Origin of the sequence: Paractinoplanes ovalisporus (assembly GCF_016834655.1) — a bacterium.
Lineage (GTDB): Bacteria > Actinomycetota > Actinomycetes > Mycobacteriales > Micromonosporaceae > Actinoplanes > Actinoplanes ovalisporus.
Genome location: NZ_JAENHP010000037.1, coordinates 1 through 19271, shown reverse-complemented (window position 1 = coordinate 19271; position 19271 = coordinate 1). Strand labels below are relative to the sequence as shown.

General features: G+C 68.8%; 21 protein-coding genes, 2 tRNA genes and 1 rRNA gene. 12 read left to right on the top strand and 12 right to left on the bottom strand.

The window, feature by feature from the left end; translation table 11 throughout:
- The first annotated feature begins 2 nt into the window (after positions 1-2).
- Entirely contained in the window at positions 3-917 is a 915-nt protein-coding gene (locus JIG36_RS49385) for an alpha/beta hydrolase (protein ID WP_203383889.1), read from the top strand.
- 28 nt (positions 918-945) lie between these two features.
- The gene (locus JIG36_RS49380; protein WP_203383888.1) at positions 946-1422 is read left to right on the top strand and encodes a ribose-5-phosphate isomerase; all 477 of its coding nucleotides are present in this window, start codon (positions 946-948) and stop codon (positions 1420-1422) included.
- On the opposite strand, the gene JIG36_RS49375 is transcribed toward JIG36_RS49380, so the two are convergent.
- Both JIG36_RS49375 and JIG36_RS49370 read right to left on the bottom strand, forming a co-directional pair.
- Positions 1419-1820: a hypothetical protein gene (locus JIG36_RS49375; protein WP_203383887.1), complete on the bottom strand. Its 402-nt coding sequence runs from the start codon at positions 1818-1820 to the stop codon at positions 1419-1421. The two genes, JIG36_RS49380 and JIG36_RS49375, sit on opposite strands and share 4 nt — an antisense overlap.
- 24 nt (positions 1821-1844) lie before the next feature.
- Positions 1845-3065, bottom strand: a complete 1221-nt coding sequence (locus JIG36_RS49370; RefSeq protein WP_203383886.1) for a GNAT family N-acetyltransferase — start codon at positions 3063-3065, stop codon at positions 1845-1847.
- A 103-nt stretch (positions 3066-3168) separates the two neighbouring features.
- Between JIG36_RS49370 and JIG36_RS49365 the strand changes: the two genes are divergently transcribed.
- Positions 3169-3798 carry a DNA-directed RNA polymerase II gene (locus JIG36_RS49365; protein WP_203383885.1) on the top strand — a complete coding sequence of 210 codons (630 nt, stop codon included), beginning with the start codon at positions 3169-3171 and terminating at the stop codon, positions 3796-3798.
- Here JIG36_RS49365 and JIG36_RS49360 read toward each other — a convergent pair.
- The 7 genes from JIG36_RS49360 to JIG36_RS49330 form a co-directional block, all read right to left on the bottom strand.
- On the bottom strand, positions 3795-4667 hold the full coding sequence (locus JIG36_RS49360) for an SDR family oxidoreductase (protein ID WP_203383884.1): 873 nt from the start codon (positions 4665-4667) through the stop codon (positions 3795-3797). The two genes, JIG36_RS49365 and JIG36_RS49360, sit on opposite strands and share 4 nt — an antisense overlap.
- 28 nt (positions 4668-4695) lie before the next feature.
- The gene (locus JIG36_RS49355; RefSeq protein WP_203383883.1) at positions 4696-5052 is read right to left on the bottom strand and encodes an AtzH-like domain-containing protein; all 357 of its coding nucleotides are present in this window, start codon (positions 5050-5052) and stop codon (positions 4696-4698) included.
- A gap of 64 nt (positions 5053-5116) precedes the next feature.
- Positions 5117-6730, bottom strand: coding sequence for a SulP family inorganic anion transporter (locus JIG36_RS49350; protein WP_203383882.1), 1614 nt, complete (start codon positions 6728-6730; stop codon positions 5117-5119).
- Positions 6727-7386, bottom strand: coding sequence for a cysteine hydrolase family protein (locus JIG36_RS49345; RefSeq protein WP_203383881.1), 660 nt, complete (start codon positions 7384-7386; stop codon positions 6727-6729). The genes JIG36_RS49350 and JIG36_RS49345 overlap by 4 nt, the downstream gene beginning before the upstream one ends.
- Positions 7387-7390: 4 nt before the next feature.
- Positions 7391-8086 (bottom strand): biuret amidohydrolase, encoded by a 696-nt coding sequence (gene biuH / locus JIG36_RS49340; protein WP_203383880.1) that lies wholly within the window; start codon positions 8084-8086, stop codon positions 7391-7393.
- A complete protein-coding gene (locus tag JIG36_RS49335) occupies positions 8083-9675 on the bottom strand; it encodes an allophanate hydrolase (RefSeq protein WP_307873235.1) in 1593 nt (530 codons plus the stop codon). The genes biuH and JIG36_RS49335 overlap by 4 nt, the downstream gene beginning before the upstream one ends.
- Positions 9676-9737: 62 nt before the next feature.
- Entirely contained in the window at positions 9738-10373 is a 636-nt protein-coding gene (locus JIG36_RS49330; protein ID WP_203383879.1) for a GntR family transcriptional regulator, read from the bottom strand.
- 623 nt (positions 10374-10996) lie between these two features.
- Between JIG36_RS49330 and JIG36_RS54730 the strand changes: the two genes are divergently transcribed.
- Positions 10997-11410, top strand: a complete 414-nt coding sequence (locus JIG36_RS54730; protein ID WP_369076891.1) for a LapA family protein — start codon at positions 10997-10999, stop codon at positions 11408-11410.
- Between the two features lie 142 nt (positions 11411-11552).
- On the opposite strand, the gene JIG36_RS49320 is transcribed toward JIG36_RS54730, so the two are convergent.
- Positions 11553-11623: transfer RNA gene (locus JIG36_RS49320), tRNA-Gly, on the bottom strand.
- Between the two features lie 133 nt (positions 11624-11756).
- On the opposite strand from JIG36_RS49320, the gene JIG36_RS49315 reads away from it, so the two are divergent.
- The 5 genes from JIG36_RS49315 to clpX all read left to right on the top strand — a co-directional run bounded on the left by JIG36_RS49315 (position 11757) and on the right by clpX (position 16285).
- Positions 11757-11830 (top strand) — tRNA-Pro (locus tag JIG36_RS49315).
- Positions 11831-11867: 37 nt separating this feature from the next.
- Complete coding sequence (gene tig / locus JIG36_RS49310) at positions 11868-13217, top strand: trigger factor (RefSeq protein ID WP_203383877.1); 1350 nt, start codon at positions 11868-11870, stop codon at positions 13215-13217.
- 264 nt (positions 13218-13481) lie between these two features.
- Positions 13482-14111, top strand: a complete 630-nt coding sequence (locus tag JIG36_RS49305; RefSeq protein ID WP_203383876.1) for an ATP-dependent Clp protease proteolytic subunit — start codon at positions 13482-13484, stop codon at positions 14109-14111.
- Between the two features lie 11 nt (positions 14112-14122).
- Positions 14123-14779 (top strand): ATP-dependent Clp protease proteolytic subunit, encoded by a 657-nt coding sequence (locus JIG36_RS49300; protein ID WP_203383875.1) that lies wholly within the window; start codon positions 14123-14125, stop codon positions 14777-14779.
- A 216-nt stretch (positions 14780-14995) separates the two neighbouring features.
- On the top strand, positions 14996-16285 hold the full coding sequence (clpX, locus tag JIG36_RS49295; RefSeq protein WP_203383874.1) for an ATP-dependent Clp protease ATP-binding subunit ClpX: 1290 nt from the start codon (positions 14996-14998) through the stop codon (positions 16283-16285).
- A 139-nt stretch (positions 16286-16424) separates the two neighbouring features.
- Here clpX and JIG36_RS49290 read toward each other — a convergent pair whose 3' ends face one another.
- On the bottom strand, positions 16425-16994 hold the full coding sequence (locus tag JIG36_RS49290; protein WP_203383873.1) for a PadR family transcriptional regulator: 570 nt from the start codon (positions 16992-16994) through the stop codon (positions 16425-16427).
- Positions 16995-17063: 69 nt separating this feature from the next.
- On the opposite strand from JIG36_RS49290, the gene JIG36_RS49285 reads away from it, so the two are divergent.
- Entirely contained in the window at positions 17064-17423 is a 360-nt protein-coding gene (locus JIG36_RS49285; protein WP_203383872.1) for a nuclear transport factor 2 family protein, read from the top strand.
- 106 nt (positions 17424-17529) lie between these two features.
- Positions 17530-18327: a carbon-nitrogen hydrolase family protein gene (locus JIG36_RS49280; RefSeq protein ID WP_203383871.1), complete on the top strand. Its 798-nt coding sequence runs from the start codon at positions 17530-17532 to the stop codon at positions 18325-18327.
- Between the two features lie 62 nt (positions 18328-18389).
- On the opposite strand, the gene JIG36_RS49275 is transcribed toward JIG36_RS49280, so the two are convergent.
- Positions 18390-18605 carry a hypothetical protein gene (locus JIG36_RS49275; protein WP_203383870.1) on the bottom strand — a complete coding sequence of 72 codons (216 nt, stop codon included), beginning with the start codon at positions 18603-18605 and terminating at the stop codon, positions 18390-18392.
- Between the two features lie 598 nt (positions 18606-19203).
- On the opposite strand from JIG36_RS49275, the gene JIG36_RS49270 reads away from it, so the two are divergent.
- A 16S ribosomal RNA gene (locus tag JIG36_RS49270) occupies positions 19204-19271 on the top strand; the annotation flags it as partial.

Genomic DNA, 19271 nt, shown 5'->3' with positions numbered 1-19271 from the left:
GGATGCTCAACCCTCAGGTCACCGCGGCGGCCGGGCTCCGGGCCCGGCCGCCGGCCGGTCTCAGCGACCCGCACGAGCAGCTGGACTTCATCCGGCAGGCGATGGAGGACGCGAACGAGGCCGAGACCGGCCCGGCGCTGCCGCTCCCGGTCGTGGTCGACGTCGACGCCGGGGGAGTGCCGGCCCGGCTCTACGCCGCGCGGGTCGACGCGCCCGTGTTCGTCTACGTGCACGGCGGCGGCTGGTGCTACGGCAGCATCGAGACCGTCGACCGGGTGTGCCGCCGCATCGCCGACCGGTCCGGCTGCGCGGTGCTCTCGGTCGGATACCGGCTCGCCCCGGAACACGTGTTCCCGGCCGCCCTGGAGGACGTCGAGGCGGTCCTGGCCTTCGTCCGCAAGTCCGGCGCCGACGAGCTTGGCGTCGACCCGTCCCGGCTGGCCATCGGCGGCGACAGCGCGGGCGGTCAGCTGGCCACGGTCGCGGCCCGCCGGCAACGGGACGCGGCCACACCGCTCGACCTCCAGGTGCTGATCTACCCGGCGATCGACCCGATGACCGCTTCGGAGTCGTACGACGAGGTGGGCTCGTACGGGCTGGACCGCGCGTCGATGAAGCTGGCGTGGGAGACGTACGTCCCCGACCCGATGACCCGCTTCACCCCCGACGTGGCCCCGCTGGCCGCCGAGAGCCTGGCCGGGATGCCCCCGGCCCTGATCATCACGGCCGAGTACGACGCCCTGCGCGACGAGGGCGCCGACTACGCGGACGCTCTGCTGGCGGCCGGGGTGCCCGTGGTGCACACCCGCTACATGGGGGTGAATCATGGTTTCGCCCGCAAGCTGGCGGTGATCGACGACGCGCGCGTGGCCATTGATCAGGTCGCCGCCTACCTGCGCGCGGGCTTGACCTTCTGACCCGTTCCTTTTCTGAGAGAGTGAGTCCATGCGCGTCTACCTGGGTTCCGACCACGCCGGTTACGAGCTGAAGATGCACCTCGTCAACCACCTGATCAAGCAGGGACACGACGTCGTGGACGTGGGACCGCACGTTTACGACCCGGAGGACGACTACCCGGCGTTCTGCCTGCACACGGGGGCCAAGGTGGTCGCCGACGAGGGTTCGCTGGGCATCGTGATCGGCGGGTCGGGCAACGGCGAGCAGATCGCCGCCAACAAGATCGACGGGGTCCGCGCGGCCCTGGTCTGGCGCACCGAGATCGCCCAGCTGGCCCGCCAGCACAACGACGCCAACGTGATCAGCATCGGCGCCCGCGAGCACACCCTGGACGAGGCCACCGCGTTCGTCGAGACGTTCCTGGCCACCCCGTTCTCCGGCAACCCGCGCCACGCCCGCCGCATCGGCCAGCTGGCCGAATACGAGGCCGGCCGGCCCGCCTTGCCCGAGCTTCCCCAGAGCTAGCGGTTGCGGGGCAGGTCCTCGCGCGGAACCCAGTTCCGCCGCACGATCGTCAGGTTGGCGTCGGCGTCGGCCAGGTCCTGATCGGTGGGCCGGGCCGCGTCACGCGCGCGCAGGGCGGCGCCGACGCTCACCTGGGACGACCCGGAACCGACGAGGCCGCGCAGCCCGCGCTCGGCCTCGTCGCCGTTCGCGCCCGCGGGGCGGCGGCTGCCCCCGTTGCCGCCGTTCGTGCGGGGCGGCCGCACCACCCGCTCGACCGGTGGTTCCTCGGCCGCCAGGTCGGCGATGCCGCCGGTCACGGCCGATTCCCCGTCTTCCTCGACGACCGGCGGTGGGGCCGGCACGGCCTGGTGGGACGGGGGACGCAGGCGGCGGCGTCGGCGTTCGGGCTCACCCATGCGCCGACGCTACCCCGGCCGTGCTCAGAACACCTCGATGGAGCTGGGCTGTCGCAGCCACGTGAACGCCGTCGAGGGCAGGTTGTCGGTGAACTTCTCGATCCGGCCCGCTGTGTGCAGCGTGGCCAGGGTGGTCCCGCCCAGATAGGCCGCGCCCAGCTCGGTGATCGAGCAGGCGAAGTCGGGGGCGTCCTGGGTGCGTACGCAGGACGCCTTGTCCGGACCCCCGGTGAGCCGCCACCGGCCGTTGTTGGCCTCGATGATCGGGTCGGTGACCTCGAACACCGCGTCGACCGGGCACGCGTAACGCCGGGCCTCGAGCGCCGTGGGCAGGTCGACCAGACGCACCCAGAGCGCGTCTTGGAAGCTGCGGCCCAGCTTGCGAGGCTCGTCGACGATGAACTGCAGCGGCTCGTCGAGGGCGCCGTAGTGGTACGACGCCGTGCGGGCCAGGTCGAGCGAGAGCAGGAAACGCCACAGCTCGGCATAGACGCCCGGGTTGCCCGCGACCACCTCGCGCACGCGCACCTCACCGGCCGGGCCGTGCGCACCCCAGTCGTTCTTGACGCGCCACAGGGCGTATCCGACCGGTCCCTCGGCCGTCTCGTAGAGCACGCCGCGCGACTCGGTGGCGCCGTTACGATGCCCGTCGCTCTCGGTCAGCAGGTATTGCCACCAGTAGTCGGGGCGGCTCGACCAGCCCACCCGGTGGATCCGCAGATCGTCGTGCACCGCGGTCAGCTCGGCCCGCGCGGCCGCCGGCACGACCAGCCGCAGCCGCCCGGGCGGGGCGGCCGGGGCGGTGATCTTCACCTCGCGGCTGAGGATGTCGAAGCGCAGCCGGCTCGAGGCGGGGCCGTAACCGAAGCGCGGGTAGATCGCGGTCTCGCTGGCCCAGAGCGCCGCCACCGGCTCGCGCCCGGCCTCGGCGATCTCGAGCAGCTGCCCGCGCATCATCGAGGTCAGGATGCCGCGGCGGCGATGGGTGGGTGACACGCCGACCCCGGTGACATGGGCGGTCGGCAACACGCCGCCCGGAATTGTCATCTCGCGGGTCTGGGCGGCCGCCGTGCCGACGACCCGGCCGTCGTCCTCGGCCACCATCGAGCGCCCCGGCTCGATGATCAACTTTTCGAGTTCGCGCAGTTCATCGGTCGCGTGCTCGTTGAAGACATAGATGAGCAGGTCGGCGATCGCGCGCCGATCCTCGTCGGTGGCGGTGCGGAGGCGCACGGATTCGTCCATGGGCACTTGTGTAACGGAACGCGGCCGTGGGGGCGAACGATTTGTCGGCTCGCTACTCTCGATGTGGGCGGGTGGGACGCACCGCCGACCGGAGGGGGAGTCGATGCCTGAGCAACCGCAGTGGTCGGAGCGGACGCTCGACATGCCACCGCAAGACCCGTGGGCCGACGCGCCCACCACGCCGAACCAGGGCGCGTCACACCCGACGACGCCACATCCGACGACGCCTTTCCCGGCGTCGCCGGCGGCCCCGCAGGCCGAGGAGCGGGCCCCGTTCAGCCAGGGCCGGGCCCAGGTGAACGCACGCCCGCACCAGCCTTATGCGGAGCACGAGCCGACCGGCACCGGCTGGCCCGGCGCTCCGTCACCCGCGGCGCACCGGGGCATGAGCTGGAAGTGGAGCGAGCTGCGCCTGGGCAGCGAGTGGACCAGCGCCGCGGTGCTGTTCGCGTTCGTCTGCTGGGGCATCTGGGCGCTTTCCGGCGAGGGCCCGTTCGGCACGCCGACGGTCGTGCTGGTGGTCACGCTGGCGGTCGCGGTCGGCGTGTTCTGCCTGGCCCGCCTGGTGGGCTACCTGGTGCTGGAGCGCCAGATGGGCCGCGTCCGGCGCACCGCACGCGGTTCCCACCTGGTCACGGCCCTGTTCCTGGCCGGTGTCGGCGTCGCCTGGCTCCAGCAGACGGAGTGGGTCATGACCGCCGTCAACTGGGTCACCGGCCTGTTCGGCGGCTAGCTGACCGGCTTGCCGCCAGTCACACCCAGAACCTCGCCCGTCGTGTAGCTCGACTCGGCGCTCGCGAAGTAGACGTACGCTCCGGCGAGCTCGGCCGGCTGGCCGGGCCGCCCGAGCGGCGTGTCGGAGCCGAAGCTCTTCACCTTCTCCGGCGTCATCGTGGTCGGGATCAGCGGCGTCCAGATCGGGCCGGGCGCCACCGCGTTGACCCGGATGCCCTGTTCGGCCAGGTCCTCGGCCAGCGCCTTGGTGAACGCGACGATCCCGCCCTTGGTGGTGGCGTAGTCGAGCAGATGGGCCGACGACTGGTAGGCCTGGATCGACGCCGTGTTGATGATGACCGAGCCCTGGCTCATGTGCGGCACCGCGGCCCGGCAGAGCCAGAACATCGCGTACAGGTTCGTCTTCATCACCCGGTCGAACTGCTCGGTGCTGATCTCGGTGATCCCGCCCGGCTGTGACATCTGGTACGCGGCGTTGTTGACCAGGATGTCCAGGCCGCCCAGTTCGTGCACGGCCCGGTCGACGATCGCCTTGCACTGCGCCTCGTCGCGGATGTCGCCCGGCGCCAGCACCGCCTTCTGCCCCGCCTTCTCGATCAGCTGGGCGGTGTCCGCGGCGTCCTCCTGTTCCTCGGGCAGATAAGAGATCAGCACGTCGGCGCCCTCCCGTGCGTACGCGATGGCCACCGCCCGCCCGATCCCCGAGTCGCCGCCGGTGATGACCGCCTTGCGCCCGCTGAGCCGGCCCGACCCGCGGTAGCTCTCCTCGCCGTGGTCGGGCCGGTCGGGCATGGCGTCGGTCGAGCCGGGCGGGTTCTGCTCGCCGCCGTCGAGGGGAGCTTCCGGATATGCGTTCTTCGGGTCCATGCCTGTCGCATGCCCGGCCCGGGCGGAGTTATTCGCTCGGTTCCGAGACGTGTGCGGCCACGATGCGCCACCCCTCGGGCAGCCGCACCCACGTCTGCGACTGCCGGCCCAGCACGTCACGGCCGGGATATCCGAACTGGGTGTTCACGATGACAACCTGGTTCCCGTACGGCTGGAGGATCGTGTTCTTGAGAAAACGGCCCTCGGGCAGGGGCGGTTGGGCGAGCCGCCAACGTCGTTGCTCGTCCCGCCCGACCTGCTGATCGGCGATGCCGTAGCGGACGGCGTCCTCGGCGAAGAACCCGAGCATCACCTCCACATCGTTGTCGACCAGGGCTTTCTCGTACGCCTGGAAGGCCGCGCTCACCTCGGCGAGGGCATCCATGGCCTCTCCTTCCCATGAGGGGGCGGCTCGTCACCGCCCCCTCGATTCACCACTGCTCGGTTCACTACTGCGAGACGGCCGGTTCTTTCTCACGCGGAGCCGGCACTCCCGCCTCGGCTCCCTCCTCGCGCATCAGCTCGATCTCGGCCGCGTCCGGAATTCGCGGCGTCGGCCGGGTCAGCGCGAACAGCACGCACACCACGGTGAGGAACAGGTAGCCCAGCGACACCTGCCCGTCCGCGTTCCACTGCACCTTCTCGGCGTGGATCAGGCCGATGAAGCTGAGCACCGCCCCCGAGCCCGCGAAGATCGCCGCGTGCCAGAACCGCTTGTCGATGATGAAGGCGACGATCGCCCCGAGCACCAGACCGGCCAGGATCGCGCCCTCGCCGAGCGTCTTCAGGCCGTCGTAGACCACGCCCGCCCCGGCCAGCGCGCCGATGCCGACGTCGCTCGCGGTGGTGCCGGCGGCCGAGAGCACGTTGTCCATCTGGCCCGTGGCCCACGACGCGATGTTGGGTATCAGCGCCGCGACCACCGCCGCCGCGTGCGCCCGCGGGGTGGCCTGGAACGCCTGGGCGCCGATCAGCAGCCCGATGTAGAGCAGGATCGGCACGATCGCGGCCGTCGGGAAGATCGACCCGAGCAGGCCGAACAACCCGAAGAAGCACAGCAGCGCGATCACCACGCCGGTCGCCATCGAATAGCCCGTACGGCCGCCGGCCGCCTTCCACCCGGGGTGCCCGACATAGACGGCGGGCGGGAACGGCGAGCCGAGGCAGGAACCGATCACCGCGCCGGCGCCGTCGGCCAGCAGCACGCTCCGCAGGTTGTACCGGTCACCGGCGGTGGCCGCGCTCTCCACGTTGGTCATCGCCTCGGTGAAGTTGTAGACGCCGAGCGGGATGGCGGTGGCCAGCAGCGGCGCCATGTCCGACAGGCCGTCGAGGAGCAGGTCGAACTTGAGGTGCGGGAAGGCGAACGCGATGTCCCGGGCGGCCGCGGTCACGTCGGGCACCGACATGGCGCCGCCGATCCAGCCGATCGCCGTGCCGACCAGCAGCGCGGCCAGGCCGATGGGGAAGTTGAACGGCAGCTTCACATCGGTGAGCAGGCCGATCAGCAGCAGCCCGAAGACCGGCAGCGCGATCCAGGCGTAGTTCCACATGTTGCCGGCCGGGTTCATCGAGATGAACGTGATCGAGATGCCGGCCAGGGTGCCGAGCAGCGCCGCTCGCGGCGTGTACTTGCGGATGTACGGCCCGACGAACGCGCCGATCAGCACGATGATGCCGATGATGAACGCCCACGCGATACCGGCCGTCCACGCCTGCACCGGGTTCCCGGTGGTCAGATAGATCGGCAACATGATCACGAAGATCACGATGAACATGTGGGGCACGCTCGGGCCGTACGGCATGGCCGTGACGTCGCTGCGACCTTCCTTGGCGGCCAGGCGGCGGGCCAGGAACGTGTAGTAGATGTTGCCGGCGACCAGGGCGACACCCAGCGCGGGCAGTATGACGCCGAAGACGTCGGAGGCCGGCATCTTGATGACGCCGATGCAGAGTCCGGTCAGGGTGAGAACGTTGACCAGCACGTTGACGCCGAAGCCGAAGAAGGCGTTCGTGTCCCCGCGCACCCAGTAGGGAAGCTTGGTTACGGAATTGGTCGTCATTTCTGCTCCTGGAGGGCAGCGATCACGGTGGGGGAGTCGGCGACCCAGCCGAAGATGCCGCCCTGCGCGGCGATCATCTCCAGGCCGACCCGCTGGAATTCCGGGAAGTAGGAGCCGACACAGTCGGCCGGGACGAGACAGTCGTAGCCGCGGTCGTTCGCCTCACGGACCGTCGTGTGCACGCACACCTCGGTCGTGACCCCCGTGACGACCAGCTTCTGGATGTTGTCCTTCTCGAGCAGTTCCTGCAGCTCGGTGGCGTAGAACGCGCCCTTGCCGGGTTTGTCGACGACCGGTTCGCCCGCGAGCGGCGCCAGCTCGTCGACGATGTCGTGGCCGTACTCGCCCCGGATGAGGATGCGGCCGAACGCGCCCTGCTCGCCGATGCCGCCGCGCGCCAGCTTCGACGGTGGGCAGTCGGACAGGTCGGGCTGGTGGCCCTCGCGGGTATGGATGATCGGCAGCCCTTGTGCGCGCCAGGCCGCCATCAGGGCGGAGAGCGGCTCGATGACGCGACTGAGCTGGGACACGTCGTTGCCCAGGCTCTCGCCGAAGCCGCCGGGAAGAAGGAAGTCGCGCTGCATGTCGATGACGAGCAGGGCGACGTTGTCGAGCTCGAAGGTGAAGGTGGATGGTCTGGCGTCTACCGAGGGCATGGGATCACTTCCCTGTGGTTGCCGCTATCACGTCGTCCGAAGTGGCGACGCAGCCGAAGACACCGCCCTGCATGGTGACCATGTGCAGCGCGGCGGTGTGGTTGTCCGGGTCGGTGGCGCCCGTGCAGTCGCTGAGGATCAGGCACTCGTAACCGCGGTCGTTGGCCTCGCGCATCGTCGTGTGCACGCAGACGTCGGTGGTGATCCCGGTCAGGATCAGGTGCGTGATGCCGTGCGTCCGCAGCACGAGGTCGAGGTTGGTGGCATAGAAGGCGCCCTTGCCCGGCTTGTCGACGATCACCTCGCCGGGCGCCGGGGCGACCTCGGGCACGATCTCCCAGCCCGGCTCGCCCTTGATCAGGATCCGGCCGCACGGTCCGTCGCTGCCGATCTCGGCGCCGATCCGGGCCGACCGCCACCGCTTGTTGGCGGGCAGGTCGGACAGATCCGGGTCGTGCCCCTCACGCGTATGGATCACGAGCATGCCGAGCGCCCGTACGTGGTCGAGAAGTCGCGCCGTGGCCGGCAGCCCGGCCCGGGTCAGCTCGATGTCGTAACCCATCGAGTCGACGTAACCGCCCTTGCCGCAGAAGTCGGTCTGCCAGTCGATGCAGATCAGCGCCGTCTTCGCCACGGGCACCGATCCGTCGTACGGCCAGAGGTAGGGGTTCGCTGTCACCGGGCCGATGCGTGCCGTCATGAACGCGGTCCTTCCGTGCGGTAGTTGCGCCAGCCGCCGCTGGCGGTGATGTCGGTGGCGCCGGCCGCCGCGTAGGCCTCGCAGAGGAAGCCGGTGACCTCGGTGCCGTCGTCCAGGGCGATCCGGCCGAGCGACAGCGGCGCCGCGATGCCGGCCAGGAATCCGCCGACCTGCGCGGCGGGGAGCTGCCAGAGTTCGATCTCCACTGCGGAACCGTCATCGCTGCGGACGAGTCCGGGCGCGCCTGACGGCAGGTGGTAGAGCCGGTAGCAGGGCGCGGTGCGGGCGGCGCCGACGAGGGTGGCGCCGCGGTCGACCAGCTCGTGGTTGCGCGGCTCGCCGCTGAGGTGCAGCCCGACCACGGCCAGCGTCATCGTGTCGTCGACCGGCAGGGAACGGGCCAGCAGGGCGAGCGTGTCGTCGCTGAACGCCGGCCCGAACAGCGTGACCGAGGCCGGCCGCCCGTCCGCCGTGAACCCGTTCGGCACGGTCACCGCCGCCATGTCGAGCAGGTTCGCGAACTGCGTGTACCGGCCCAGGTCGAGGTTGCGCCCGATCGGATCCGCGGCGATCTCGGCGTGTGTGTAGGTGGTGCCGATCGTCGGCAGCACGAGCACGTCGATGCGCTCCCACATCCGATCGGCCGCGGCCCGCAGTTCGCGCAGACGGTGCTGGGCCCGGAACGCGTCCGCCGCCGTGAACCCGTGGCCCGTCTCGAGCACGGCCCGGGTCACCGGAAGCACCGACTCCGGATGCGCGGCCAGGAACTCCCCGAGATCGGCCAGCCGTTCCGCCACCCACGGCCCGCGATAGAGCAGGTCACCGGCTTCGAGCAGCGGTCCGATGTCGACGGTGGCATCACCCGGGAACCGCGCGAACGCCTTTTCCTGCCCCGCGTCCGAGAAAAAATCCAGGCTTTCCGGTACGCCCACACGCGGCTCGACGAGGAGTGGCCGCGCGCCTTCCCGCGACCACGGATCCTCCCGTACGCGTCCCCGCGCGACCCGCATCACCCGGTCGGCCATCGGCAGGTCCCGGGCGAACACCGACACGCAGTCGAGCGACCGGCAGGCCGGCACCACACCCAGGGTGCTCAGCAACCCGCGGGTCGGTTTGATCCCCACGATCCCGTTGAGCGCGGCCGGCACCCGCCCCGACCCCGCGGTGTCGGTGCCGAGCGAGAACGCCACGGTCCCGTCCGCGACGGCCACGGCCGACCCCGAACTGGAGCCGCCCGAGATGAGACCGCCGCCGAAGACGCTTTCCGGAGCCCCGTACGGCGACCGGGCCCCGGTCAGCCCCGTCGCGAACTGGTCGAGGTTGGTCTTGCCGGCCACGATCGCGCCCGCGTCGATCAGCCGCTGCACCACCGGCGCGTTGCGCTCGGGCCGGTACGCGAAGTCCAGGCACCCGGCGGTGGTCGGCAGCCCCGCCACGTCGATGTTGTCCTTGACCGCGAACGCCGTGCCCGCCAGCGGGAGCCCGGAATCGACCTCCCGTGCCCGTTTCCGCAGCTCATCGGCCCCGAACGCGCTGATCCACACGTCCGGCCGCTCGCGCACCGCCGCCACAACCGCTTCGACATCCACATCGTCGATTGTCGACAATTCTGTTACGCGAACCGCGACCCTTTGTAACGGGCCGATTTCGCCTAGCTCAGATAAGTGCGGGCGCCGTGGGCGTTCAGGGCCTCCACGACCGCCGCCGCGTCACCGTTCTCGACGGCCGAGAACAGGCGCTCGTGCCGGAGCACGCCGTCTTCGGCCCGGGCCACCTCGGCCTCACGGCGCATGTTGACCGCCATGTAGAGCTGGATGCGCACCAGCACCGAGCTGTAGAGCTCGGCCAACTGCCGGTTGCCCCCGAGCGCGACCACCTCGGTGTGGAACTGCCGGTGCGCGTTCGCCAGTTCGAGCCGGTCGTCGGCCTCGGTGGCCTTGCGCATCACGTCGAGCGCGGCCCGCAGCGCGGTCAGGTCGGGGGAGAGCGGCATCGCGGCCACGGCATGCCGCTCCAGCACGTCGCGCACCTCGTACAGCTCGCGCACGTCGTCGGCCGAGAGCGTCGCCACCCGGGCGCCGCGCCTCGGAATGTGTTCGACCAGCCCTTGCTGGGCCAGCAGCCGCATGGCTTCCCGCAGTGGGGCCCGGCTGATTCCGAGCAGGCGCGTGAGCTGCTCCTCGACCAGTCGCTCGCCCGGCTCGGTCCGGCCGCTCAGGATCTCGCGGCTCAGTCGCTCGACGGCGAGCTCGACGAGGCTGTACGACCGCAGCTCCCCGTTGCTCACGCGTGAAGTGTGCCAGCCCCGCGACAGCCCCGGTCTCAGCCCCCGTCGTGCTCGTCGCCCTCACCACGCGGCCCGCGCCGTCCTCGAGGCCACACCGCGACCACGACCATGCCCACCCCGACAACGGTAAGCGCAGCCCAGACCACAGCCATCGCGCGAGACTAGCGCCGCCCACCCTCATCCGCCCCCATCGAGACAGATCGCTTTCGTGCGCCATGAGCGCAAACTCTTACGCGGCAGCGAAGCCAATGGGGTCGTTCCCGCCTTTGGTGGGGCCGTTACGGCTGTTAGCTCGTCCTAGCGGCGGGTTCGTTCCCGCCTCGGCGGGGTCGTTCCAGCTTCAGGTCCGGTCGTTCCGATCTTCGGTGGGGCCGTTCCGGTCTTTGGTGGGGTCGTTCCAGGGTTTGGTCCGGTCGTTCCGACGTTGAGGGGGCGCGGCGCCGGGCCGCCACCCGGCGCCGCGCGTCTCGGCCGGCGGTGCCCCGGCCGGGAGCTTCTGGAGCCTTGACGCATTCCAGATACCCGCCGGAGACCGTAGTCCGACGCTTAGACGTCCGTCTATTAGGAAACCCTTAAATCGAACCGTGGGATTAACGATCGATCACACAGGGCAACACCCCCACATGGCCCCGTCATCCGCCGGCACCCCACCTGAGCTGCCCCCACGCCCCCCGGCGGCCGCGCCCAACGAGCTCCCACCGCTGGACGATGCCCCCGCGCTTCCTCCACGCGCACAGCCGGACGACGCCCCGCCGCCCCCACCCCCACCCACACGCACCACAACCAAGCTCCCGCACACCCGAATAGGCGCAGCGTGGTTCGGCATCTGGGCCGGCGTCCTGGTGGTAATCCTCTTGATCATCTTCATAGCCCAGAACACAGCCTCAGTCCGCATCAACTTCCTGTGGATGAACGGCCAGTTCCCCGTGGCCTTGGCCCTGCTGATCGCAGGCGTAGCCGGGGCCATAGTCGCCATGGCAGTAGCAGCAGCCCGAATACTCCAGCTACGCCGCATGGTCAGCCGCCGACAGTCCTGACGGGCGCCCTGGGGTTTTTCACGCAGCGCACCCATAGACGGCGGGTGACCGACCGTAACGTGGGGGTCTGGGGGCTCGGCCCCCAGGTCGGAGTGGCGACCGACCCGGCCCGAGCGTTCCGCGGGCACAGCGGTCCTGAGGGAGCGGGCGACGAGAATCGAACTCGCGTAATCAGTTTGGAAGACTGAGGCTCTACCATTGAGCTACGCCCGCGGCAAACCCGCCCATGAGCGGGGTCGTCGGGGATAGCTTACTGAATCATCTCCCGTCGACGCGAACCGGATTCCCCACCAGGTGACTCCAGCGCACGCGTGCGGAAGCGGACCGCATACACTGGCCGTCGCCACGGGGTGTGGCGCAGCTTGGTAGCGCACTCGCTTTGGGAGCGAGGGGCCGTGGGTTCAAATCCCGCCACCCCGACTGATACCAACATTCCGCAGCAACAAGGAGTACGCCTGTGAAGAGCACCGTCGAGACTCTGAGCCCGACCCGGGTGAAGCTCGCCATCGAGGTGCCGTTCGACGAGCTCAAGCCGAGCCTGCAGAAGGCGTACCGGGAGATCGGCGCGCAGGTGCAGGTGCCGGGCTTCCGTCGCGGCAAGATCCCGGCGGCGGTCATCGACCAGCGGGTCGGGCGTGGCGCGGTCCTCAACGAGGCCGTCCAGGAGGCGATCCCGCAGCAGATCCTGGCCGCCGTGCGTGAGCACGACGTCAAGACGCTGGGCCGCCCCGAGGTCGAGATCACCGAGTTCTCCGACAACGAGCCGCTGAAGTTCACGGCCGAGGTCGACGTGCGGCCGGAGATCACCGTCCCCGACCTGAAGACCATCTCGGTCACGGTCCCGGCCGTCGAGATCGGCGACAACGAGATCGACGAGCAGATCAACGGTCTCCGCGAGCGTTTCGCCACGCTGAAGACCGTGGACCGGCCGGCCGCCGAGGGCGACTACGTGCAGCTCGACCTGAAGGCGACCGTCGACGGCCAGGAGGTGCCGGGCGGTTCGGCCACGAACATCTCGCACGAGGTCGGCAGCAAGCAGTTGCTCCCGGGTCTCGACGAGGTGCTGGTGGGCCTGGTCGCCGACGCCGACGCGCAGTTCACCACCCAGCTGGTGGGCGGCGACTTCGCCGGTCGTGACGCCGATGTCGAGGTCAAGGTCCGCAGCGTCAAGGACAAGCAGCTCCCCGAGGTCGACGACGACTTCGCCCAGATGGCGAGCGAGTTCGACACGCTCGACGAGCTGCGCAACGACCTGCGTGAGCGCCTGACCAAGGTCAAGAAGGTCGAGCAGATCTACGCCGCCCGCGACGAGGCGCTCAAGCAGCTGGTCGAGGCCGCGAGCATCCCCGCCCCCGAGGGTGTCGTGAAGGACGAGGTCGAGGGCCGCAAGCAGGCCATGACCGACCAGCTGGAGCGGATCGGCGCGACCCTGCAGGACTACCTCACCTCGGAGGACAAGACCGAGGAGCAGATCGACCAGGAGCTGACCGAGGCCGCCGAGGAGGGCGTCCGCATCCAGCTGCTGCTCGACACGATCGCCGACGCCGAAGACGTCCAGGTCTCCGACGACGAGTTCGGCCACGAGATCGTGCACCGCGCGCAGCGGGCCCAGATGCAGCCTCAGCAGTACTACGACCAGCTGGTGCAGTCAGGTGCGGCGGCCGCCGTGTTCGGCGACGTACGCCGCGGCAAGGCCCTCGCGTCGGTCATGGAGCAGGTCGAGATGAAGGACAGCGAAGGCACCGTCCTGACCCTCGACGACCTCCGGGCCGCGAGCGAGGACGAGCACGCGGGTCACAACCACTGAGTTAGCTGGACCACGATCGCCCCTTCGGGGCCGACGAGGAGCCAGCCGATTTTCCGGCACCGCAAACCCCGCGGCGACGAAAAATCGACTGTCTCCTCGTCGGCGGGGCGATCGTGGTCTTGTATCCCGGCCCGCGTGCGCTGTCAGCGAACACCTGCCCGAGCGGGAAGCTGATGCGCATTCGACCGGTTAGGTTGGTCGTACGACGGACGACCTGCCGGCCCCGAAACCTGAGGCCGACACAGTTAGCTGTGAAGGGCTGCCATGACCGATCTTCATCTCCCCGCGAGCCCCGTGCTCCGCGGTGATTCCCTCAGTGGCAACCTCGACGACTCGGTCTTCAACCGCCTGCTGCGTGAGCGCATCATCTTCCTCGGCAGCGAGGTGACCGACTCGGTGGCCAACCGCATCTGTGCGCAGCTGCTGCTGCTTTCCGCCGAGGACCCCGAGCGCGACATCAACCTCTGGATCAACTCGCCCGGTGGCTCGGTCTACTCGGGCATGGCGATCTACGACACGATGCAGTTCATCGACAACGACGTGCAGACCGTAGCTATGGGTATGGCCGCGTCGATGGGACAGCTGCTGCTCTGCGCCGGCGCCCCGGGCAAGCGTTTCTCGCTGCCGCACGCGCGGATCATGATGCACCAGCCGTCGGGTGGCATGGGTGGCACGGCCGCCGACATCGCCATCCAGGCCGAGCAGATGCTCTACACGAAGCGCATGTTCCAGGAGCGGGTCGCGTTCCACACCGGCCAGACCCAGGAGCAGATCGAAGCCGACTCCGACCGTGACCGCTGGTTCACGGCCGAGGAGGCCAAGGACTATGGCTTCATCGACGCGGTGATCACCGGGGCCACTCAGGTTCCCGAGGGCGCCGGAACGCTGAACTGAGGAGCTGAACCATGACTGACCTGACCTTGCCCTCCGGGTTCGCGCCGGTGCACAACCGTTACGTGCTGCCCTCCTTCGTCGAGCGTTCCTCGAACGGGATGATGAAGGAGACGAACCCGTACAACAAGATGTTCGAGGACCGGATCATCTTCCTCGGCGTGCAGGTGGACGACGCGTCGGCCAACGACGTGATGGCCCAGCTGCTGACGCTGGAGAGCTCGGATCCCGACCGCGACATCCTGATGTACATCAACTCGCCCGGCGGCTCCTTCACCGCCATGACGGCGATCTACGACACGATGCAGTACGTGCGCCCCGACATCTCGACGGTCTGCCTCGGGCAGGCGGCCAGCGCGGCCGCCGTCCTGCTGGCCGGCGGCACGGCGGGCAAGCGCATGGCGCTGCCGCACTCCCGGGTGCTGATCCACCAGCCGGCCACCGAGGGTGGTTACGGCCAGGGCTCCGACATCGAGATCCAGGCCCGCGAGATCCTGCGTATGCGCACGCAGATGGAAGAGATGATCTCGCGTCACTCGGGTCGCACGCCGGAGCAGGTCCGCAAGGACGTCGACCGCGACAAGATCATGACGGCCGATGAGGCCAAGGAGTACGGTCTGGTCGATGTCGTGCTCGCGAGCCGCAAGAAGAGCCTTCAGTCGGTCGGCTGAGGCATGGTGTCAGGGGCCGGCCGGGCCGAGTTAAACTGGCCGACCCCTGACACGCCCGTTTTGGGGGGTCGGAGAACGGCACCTTTGCGGGTAACGTCGAGGAAGCAGCCTCAGTTACGCGGTTCCGCAGACGATGAGATGGCAACGAGGCAAACCGTCCTCGGATCAGGGCAGGGGCCGGTGTTGAGTCGGCCGATGAGCTCAAGGAGAACGTAGGTGGCACGGATCGGCGACGGCGGCGACCTACTGAAGTGCTCCTTCTGTGGGAAGTCGCAGAAGCAGGTCAAGAAGCTCATCGCGGGCCCCGGGGTCTACATCTGCGACGAGTGCATCGACCTCTGCAACGAGATCATTGAAGAGGAGCTGGCCGAGACCGGCGAGGTGAAGTGGGAAGAGCTTCCCAAGCCGATGGAGATCTGCCAGTTCCTGGACCAATACGTGGTGGGCCAGGAGCAGGCCAAGAAGGCACTCTCGGTCGCGGTCTACAACCACTACAAGCGGATCCAGGCCGAGTCGAGCGGCGCCCCCGGTGCGGGCAGCGACGTCGAGGTGGCCAAGTCCAACATCATGCTCATCGGCCCCACCGGCTGCGGCAAGACCCACCTGGCGCAGACGTTGGCCCGCATGCTCAACGTGCCGTTCGCGATCGCGGACGCCACGGCGCTCACCGAGGCCGGCTATGTGGGTGAGGATGTCGAGAACATCCTGCTCAAGCTGATCCAGGCCGCCGACTACGACGTGAAGCGGGCCGAGCAGGGCATCATCTACATCGACGAGGTCGACAAGATCGCCCGCAAGAGCGAGAACCCGTCGATCACCCGCGACGTCTCGGGCGAGGGCGTGCAGCAGGCCCTGCTCAAGATCCTCGAGGGCACGGTGGCGAACGTTCCGCCGCAGGGCGGCCGCAAGCACCCCCACCAGGAATTCATCCAGATCGACACCACCAACGTGCTGTTCATCGTCGGTGGCGCGTTCGCCGGGCTCGACCGCATCATCGAGTCCCGCGTCGGTCACGGTGGGGTCGGTTTCGGCGCCCACCTGCGGTCGATCTCCGAGCGGAACACGGACGACATCTTCAGCCGGGTCATGCCCGAAGACATGCTGAAGTTCGGCCTGATCCCCGAGTTCATCGGTCGTCTCCCGGTCATCACCACGGTCCGCAACCTCGACCGCGAGGCGCTGATCAAGATCCTGACCGAGCCGCGCAACGCGTACGTGAAGCAGTACCAGCGCCTGTTCGAGCTCGACGGCGTCGAGCTGGAGTTCGACCACGGCGCGCTCGAGGCCATCGCCGACCAGGCCATGCTGCGCGGCACCGGCGCCCGCGGTCTCCGCGCGATCATGGAAGAGGTGTTGCTCTCGGTCATGTACGAGGTGCCGAGCAACCCCGACGCCGCCCGCGTGGTCATCACCCGCGAGGTCGTTCTCGAAAACGTGAACCCGACGATCGTCCCGCGCGAGTTCGTCGGCCGCCGTCGTCGCGAGCGCGAAGAAAAATCGGCGTAGTTTGCCTTTCAGCCGCCGCCGTGGTCCCTGTGGGGGATCCGGCGGCGGCTTCTTTTTCCGTACGCGGCGTCGCGCGCGACAACCGCACCAGGTGGCTGGTTTCCGCGCGACGCGGGCCGGGCCGTCGGGGTGCGGGCGGTCACCCGGCCGCCGGCTCTTGTCGGTGGGTGATGGTCGCGATCACGGTTGCGGTCCAGTCGATGTTCAGCTGCTCGTACATGCGGCCGGCCATGAGGGTCAGGTAGGGACCGACCTCGTCGCTGTCGCGCAGGTAGTCCTCTTCGCTGCGCCCTTCGAGCAGCCGGTCGCGCAACTGGTCGTAGCGGGCCAGCTTCTCCCGTGACCGTGCCTCCCGGGCTCGGGCCGCCTCGAGGATGGCCGCCGGGTCGCCGGTCCGGTCGGATGCTTGAACTTTGACGAGGAATTCGTCGCGCATGGCCGGCGGCTTGGACGGCCGCTCCCCGAACGCCCGCAGCTCGGCCAGGCCGGCGTCGGTCATGGTGAACACCCGCTTGTTGGGCCGCCGGGTCTGTTCGACCACCCGGGCCTCGACCAGACCGTCCTGTTCGAGCCGCTCCAGATCGCGGTAGAGCTGCTGGGGCGTGGCCGTCCAGTAGTCGGCCACGGCCACGTCGAACCGCTTGGCGAGCTCGTAGCCGGACGCTTCGCCCTGGGACAGGGCGGCCAGCAGAGCGTGGCGCAGTGACATCTGGACACCTCCCGGATCCGGAGGTTAGCGTAATCCGCACCTAATCAATTTGTTGAATATGGGGTAGCCGTGCACCCGTTCCGTGCCGCCGTCGAGTCCCGCGACATCGAAGCCGCCATCGCCCTGCTCCACGAGGACGTCGTGTTCAAGAGCCCGGCCGTCTTCACCCCCTACCGCGGCCGTTTCGCGGTGGCCCCCCTGCTGCGTGCCGTGATCCAGGTCTTCGAAGACTTCGAGTACACCCGCGAGATCGCCGACGGCTCGTCCCACGCGCTGATGTTCAAGGCCCGGATCGGCGACAAGCACCTGGAGGGCTGCGACTTTCTCGTGGAGACCCCGACCGGCGAGATCACCGAGTTCACCGTGATGATCCGTCCGATGAAGGGTCTCCAGGCCCTCGCCGAAGCCATGCAGGCCCGGCTGTCATGACCGAGGCCCGATCATGACCGAGGTCTTGCTCGCCCCGGGGCAGCGCCGCTTTCTGCGGGGCCTTCTGGGCAGAGCCGCCGGGCGCTGAAGGCCGTAGGCTTCGGACATGCGCGTAGCGGTGTGTCAGGTGAACTCGCGGGCCGACCGGGACGACAACCTGCGGGTGGCTCGCGGCCTGCTGGAACAGGCGGCCGCCGCCGGTGCCGAACTCGCGGTGCTCCCCGAATACGTCGACTATCTCGGCCCCGGAGACACAGCGCCCAAGCCGGAGAGCGCCGACGGGGAGTTCGCGCAGCTCTTCGCGAACGCCGCCCGCGAGCTCGGCATCTGGGTGCACGCCGGCTCCTTCCACGAGAGCGGCCCCGACGAGCGCCGCACCTACAACACGTCGCTGGTCTTCGACCCGCACGGCGAGCTGGTGTCGCGCTACCGCAAGATCCATCTGTACGACGTGGAGATCGCGGGACGGGTCTCCTATCAGGAGTCCCGATCGGTGGCGCCCGGTGACGAGACCGTGGTCGCGGAGATCGCCGGAGTCCGTACGGGGCTCTCGATCTGTTACGACCTGCGCTTCCCCGAGCTGTACCGGCGGCTCGCCGTCGAGGGGGAGGCCCGCGTCCTGGTGGTGCCGGCCGCGTTCATGATGCACACCGGTCGCGACCACTGGGAGGTGCTGCTCCGGGCGCGGGCGATCGAGAACCAGTGCTACGTGGTGGCCGCCGGCCAGATCGGAGACCACGACCCCGGCCGTACGTGTTTCGGCCGCAGCATGATCGTGGATCCGTGGGGGACCGTGATCGCCCAGGCGCCCGACACCGTGGGAATCGTGACCGCCGACCTCGACCTCGAGCGCCTCGAGCGGATCCGCACCGAGCTGCCCAGCCTGGCCAACCGTCGTCTTTAGCGCGTGTTCCCCAGCTGGTGGGAGCAGGGCGCCAGGGTCGGTTCAGTGGGGTGTAGTCGGCGTCACAACAGCTGTACGAGGTAGCCGACGAGGGCCAGTCCGATGACCGCCCCACCACTCAGGAGCATCGCGCCGCCCATGCGTGACGGGCCCCGTTCGAGCAGCTTCCGGGTCGACACCACGAGCGTGACCAGCACAAGCGTGCCGATGAGGAACTGTCCGAAGGGCATGATCATGTCCACGAGCACGTCAGCTGCCAGCGTCCCGGAAGCTCCCATGGGATCACTCTTTCACGGCGTGGAGCGGTTTCGGGCCGTCTCGGCGCAGCGACGGGCACGGGGGTCGATTTGCATCCGCGGCACCCGGTCGCGTAACTTTCTCTCTGCCCGAGGGAAACCCGGACGAACGGCGCGAAAGCGACGCTTGACTGGCAATCCGACGGGCAGGCGTTAAGCTTGACGAACAAGTTCGGGCGGAGCGGGGCAGGGCAACTTGCGCCAGCGAAACCGACCGGGTAAGGTAGTCAGGCCAGCGGGAACCGGGCAAGCAGATCACTCAGGTGGTCGTCGGCCGGTCCGCGAGGCCACTCTCACGATCCACCCGCCGGAAAGCGGGTTCGAGTCGTGGGGCAAACTTGGGCGATGCGGTTGAGATCTTAGATCTTGCGGCCGCGAGGTCGACCAGGTAAGTTTGAGCGGTTGCCCCGGGGCAGTTGACCGGGTGTGGTTGTTCTTTGAGAACTCAACAGGGTGCTTGATAAGCCAGTGCCAATTAAGTAATACCCCGGCCGGCTTGTTTCCTTCTTCGGAGGGTTCAGGTTCGGTGGGTGATTCCTTTGGCAGTTGTTTAACTGCCGGGACATTTTTTCCACAGTTTTTGTTGGAGAGTTTGATCCTGGCTCAGGACGAACGCTGGCGGCGTGCTTAACACATGCAAGTCGAGCG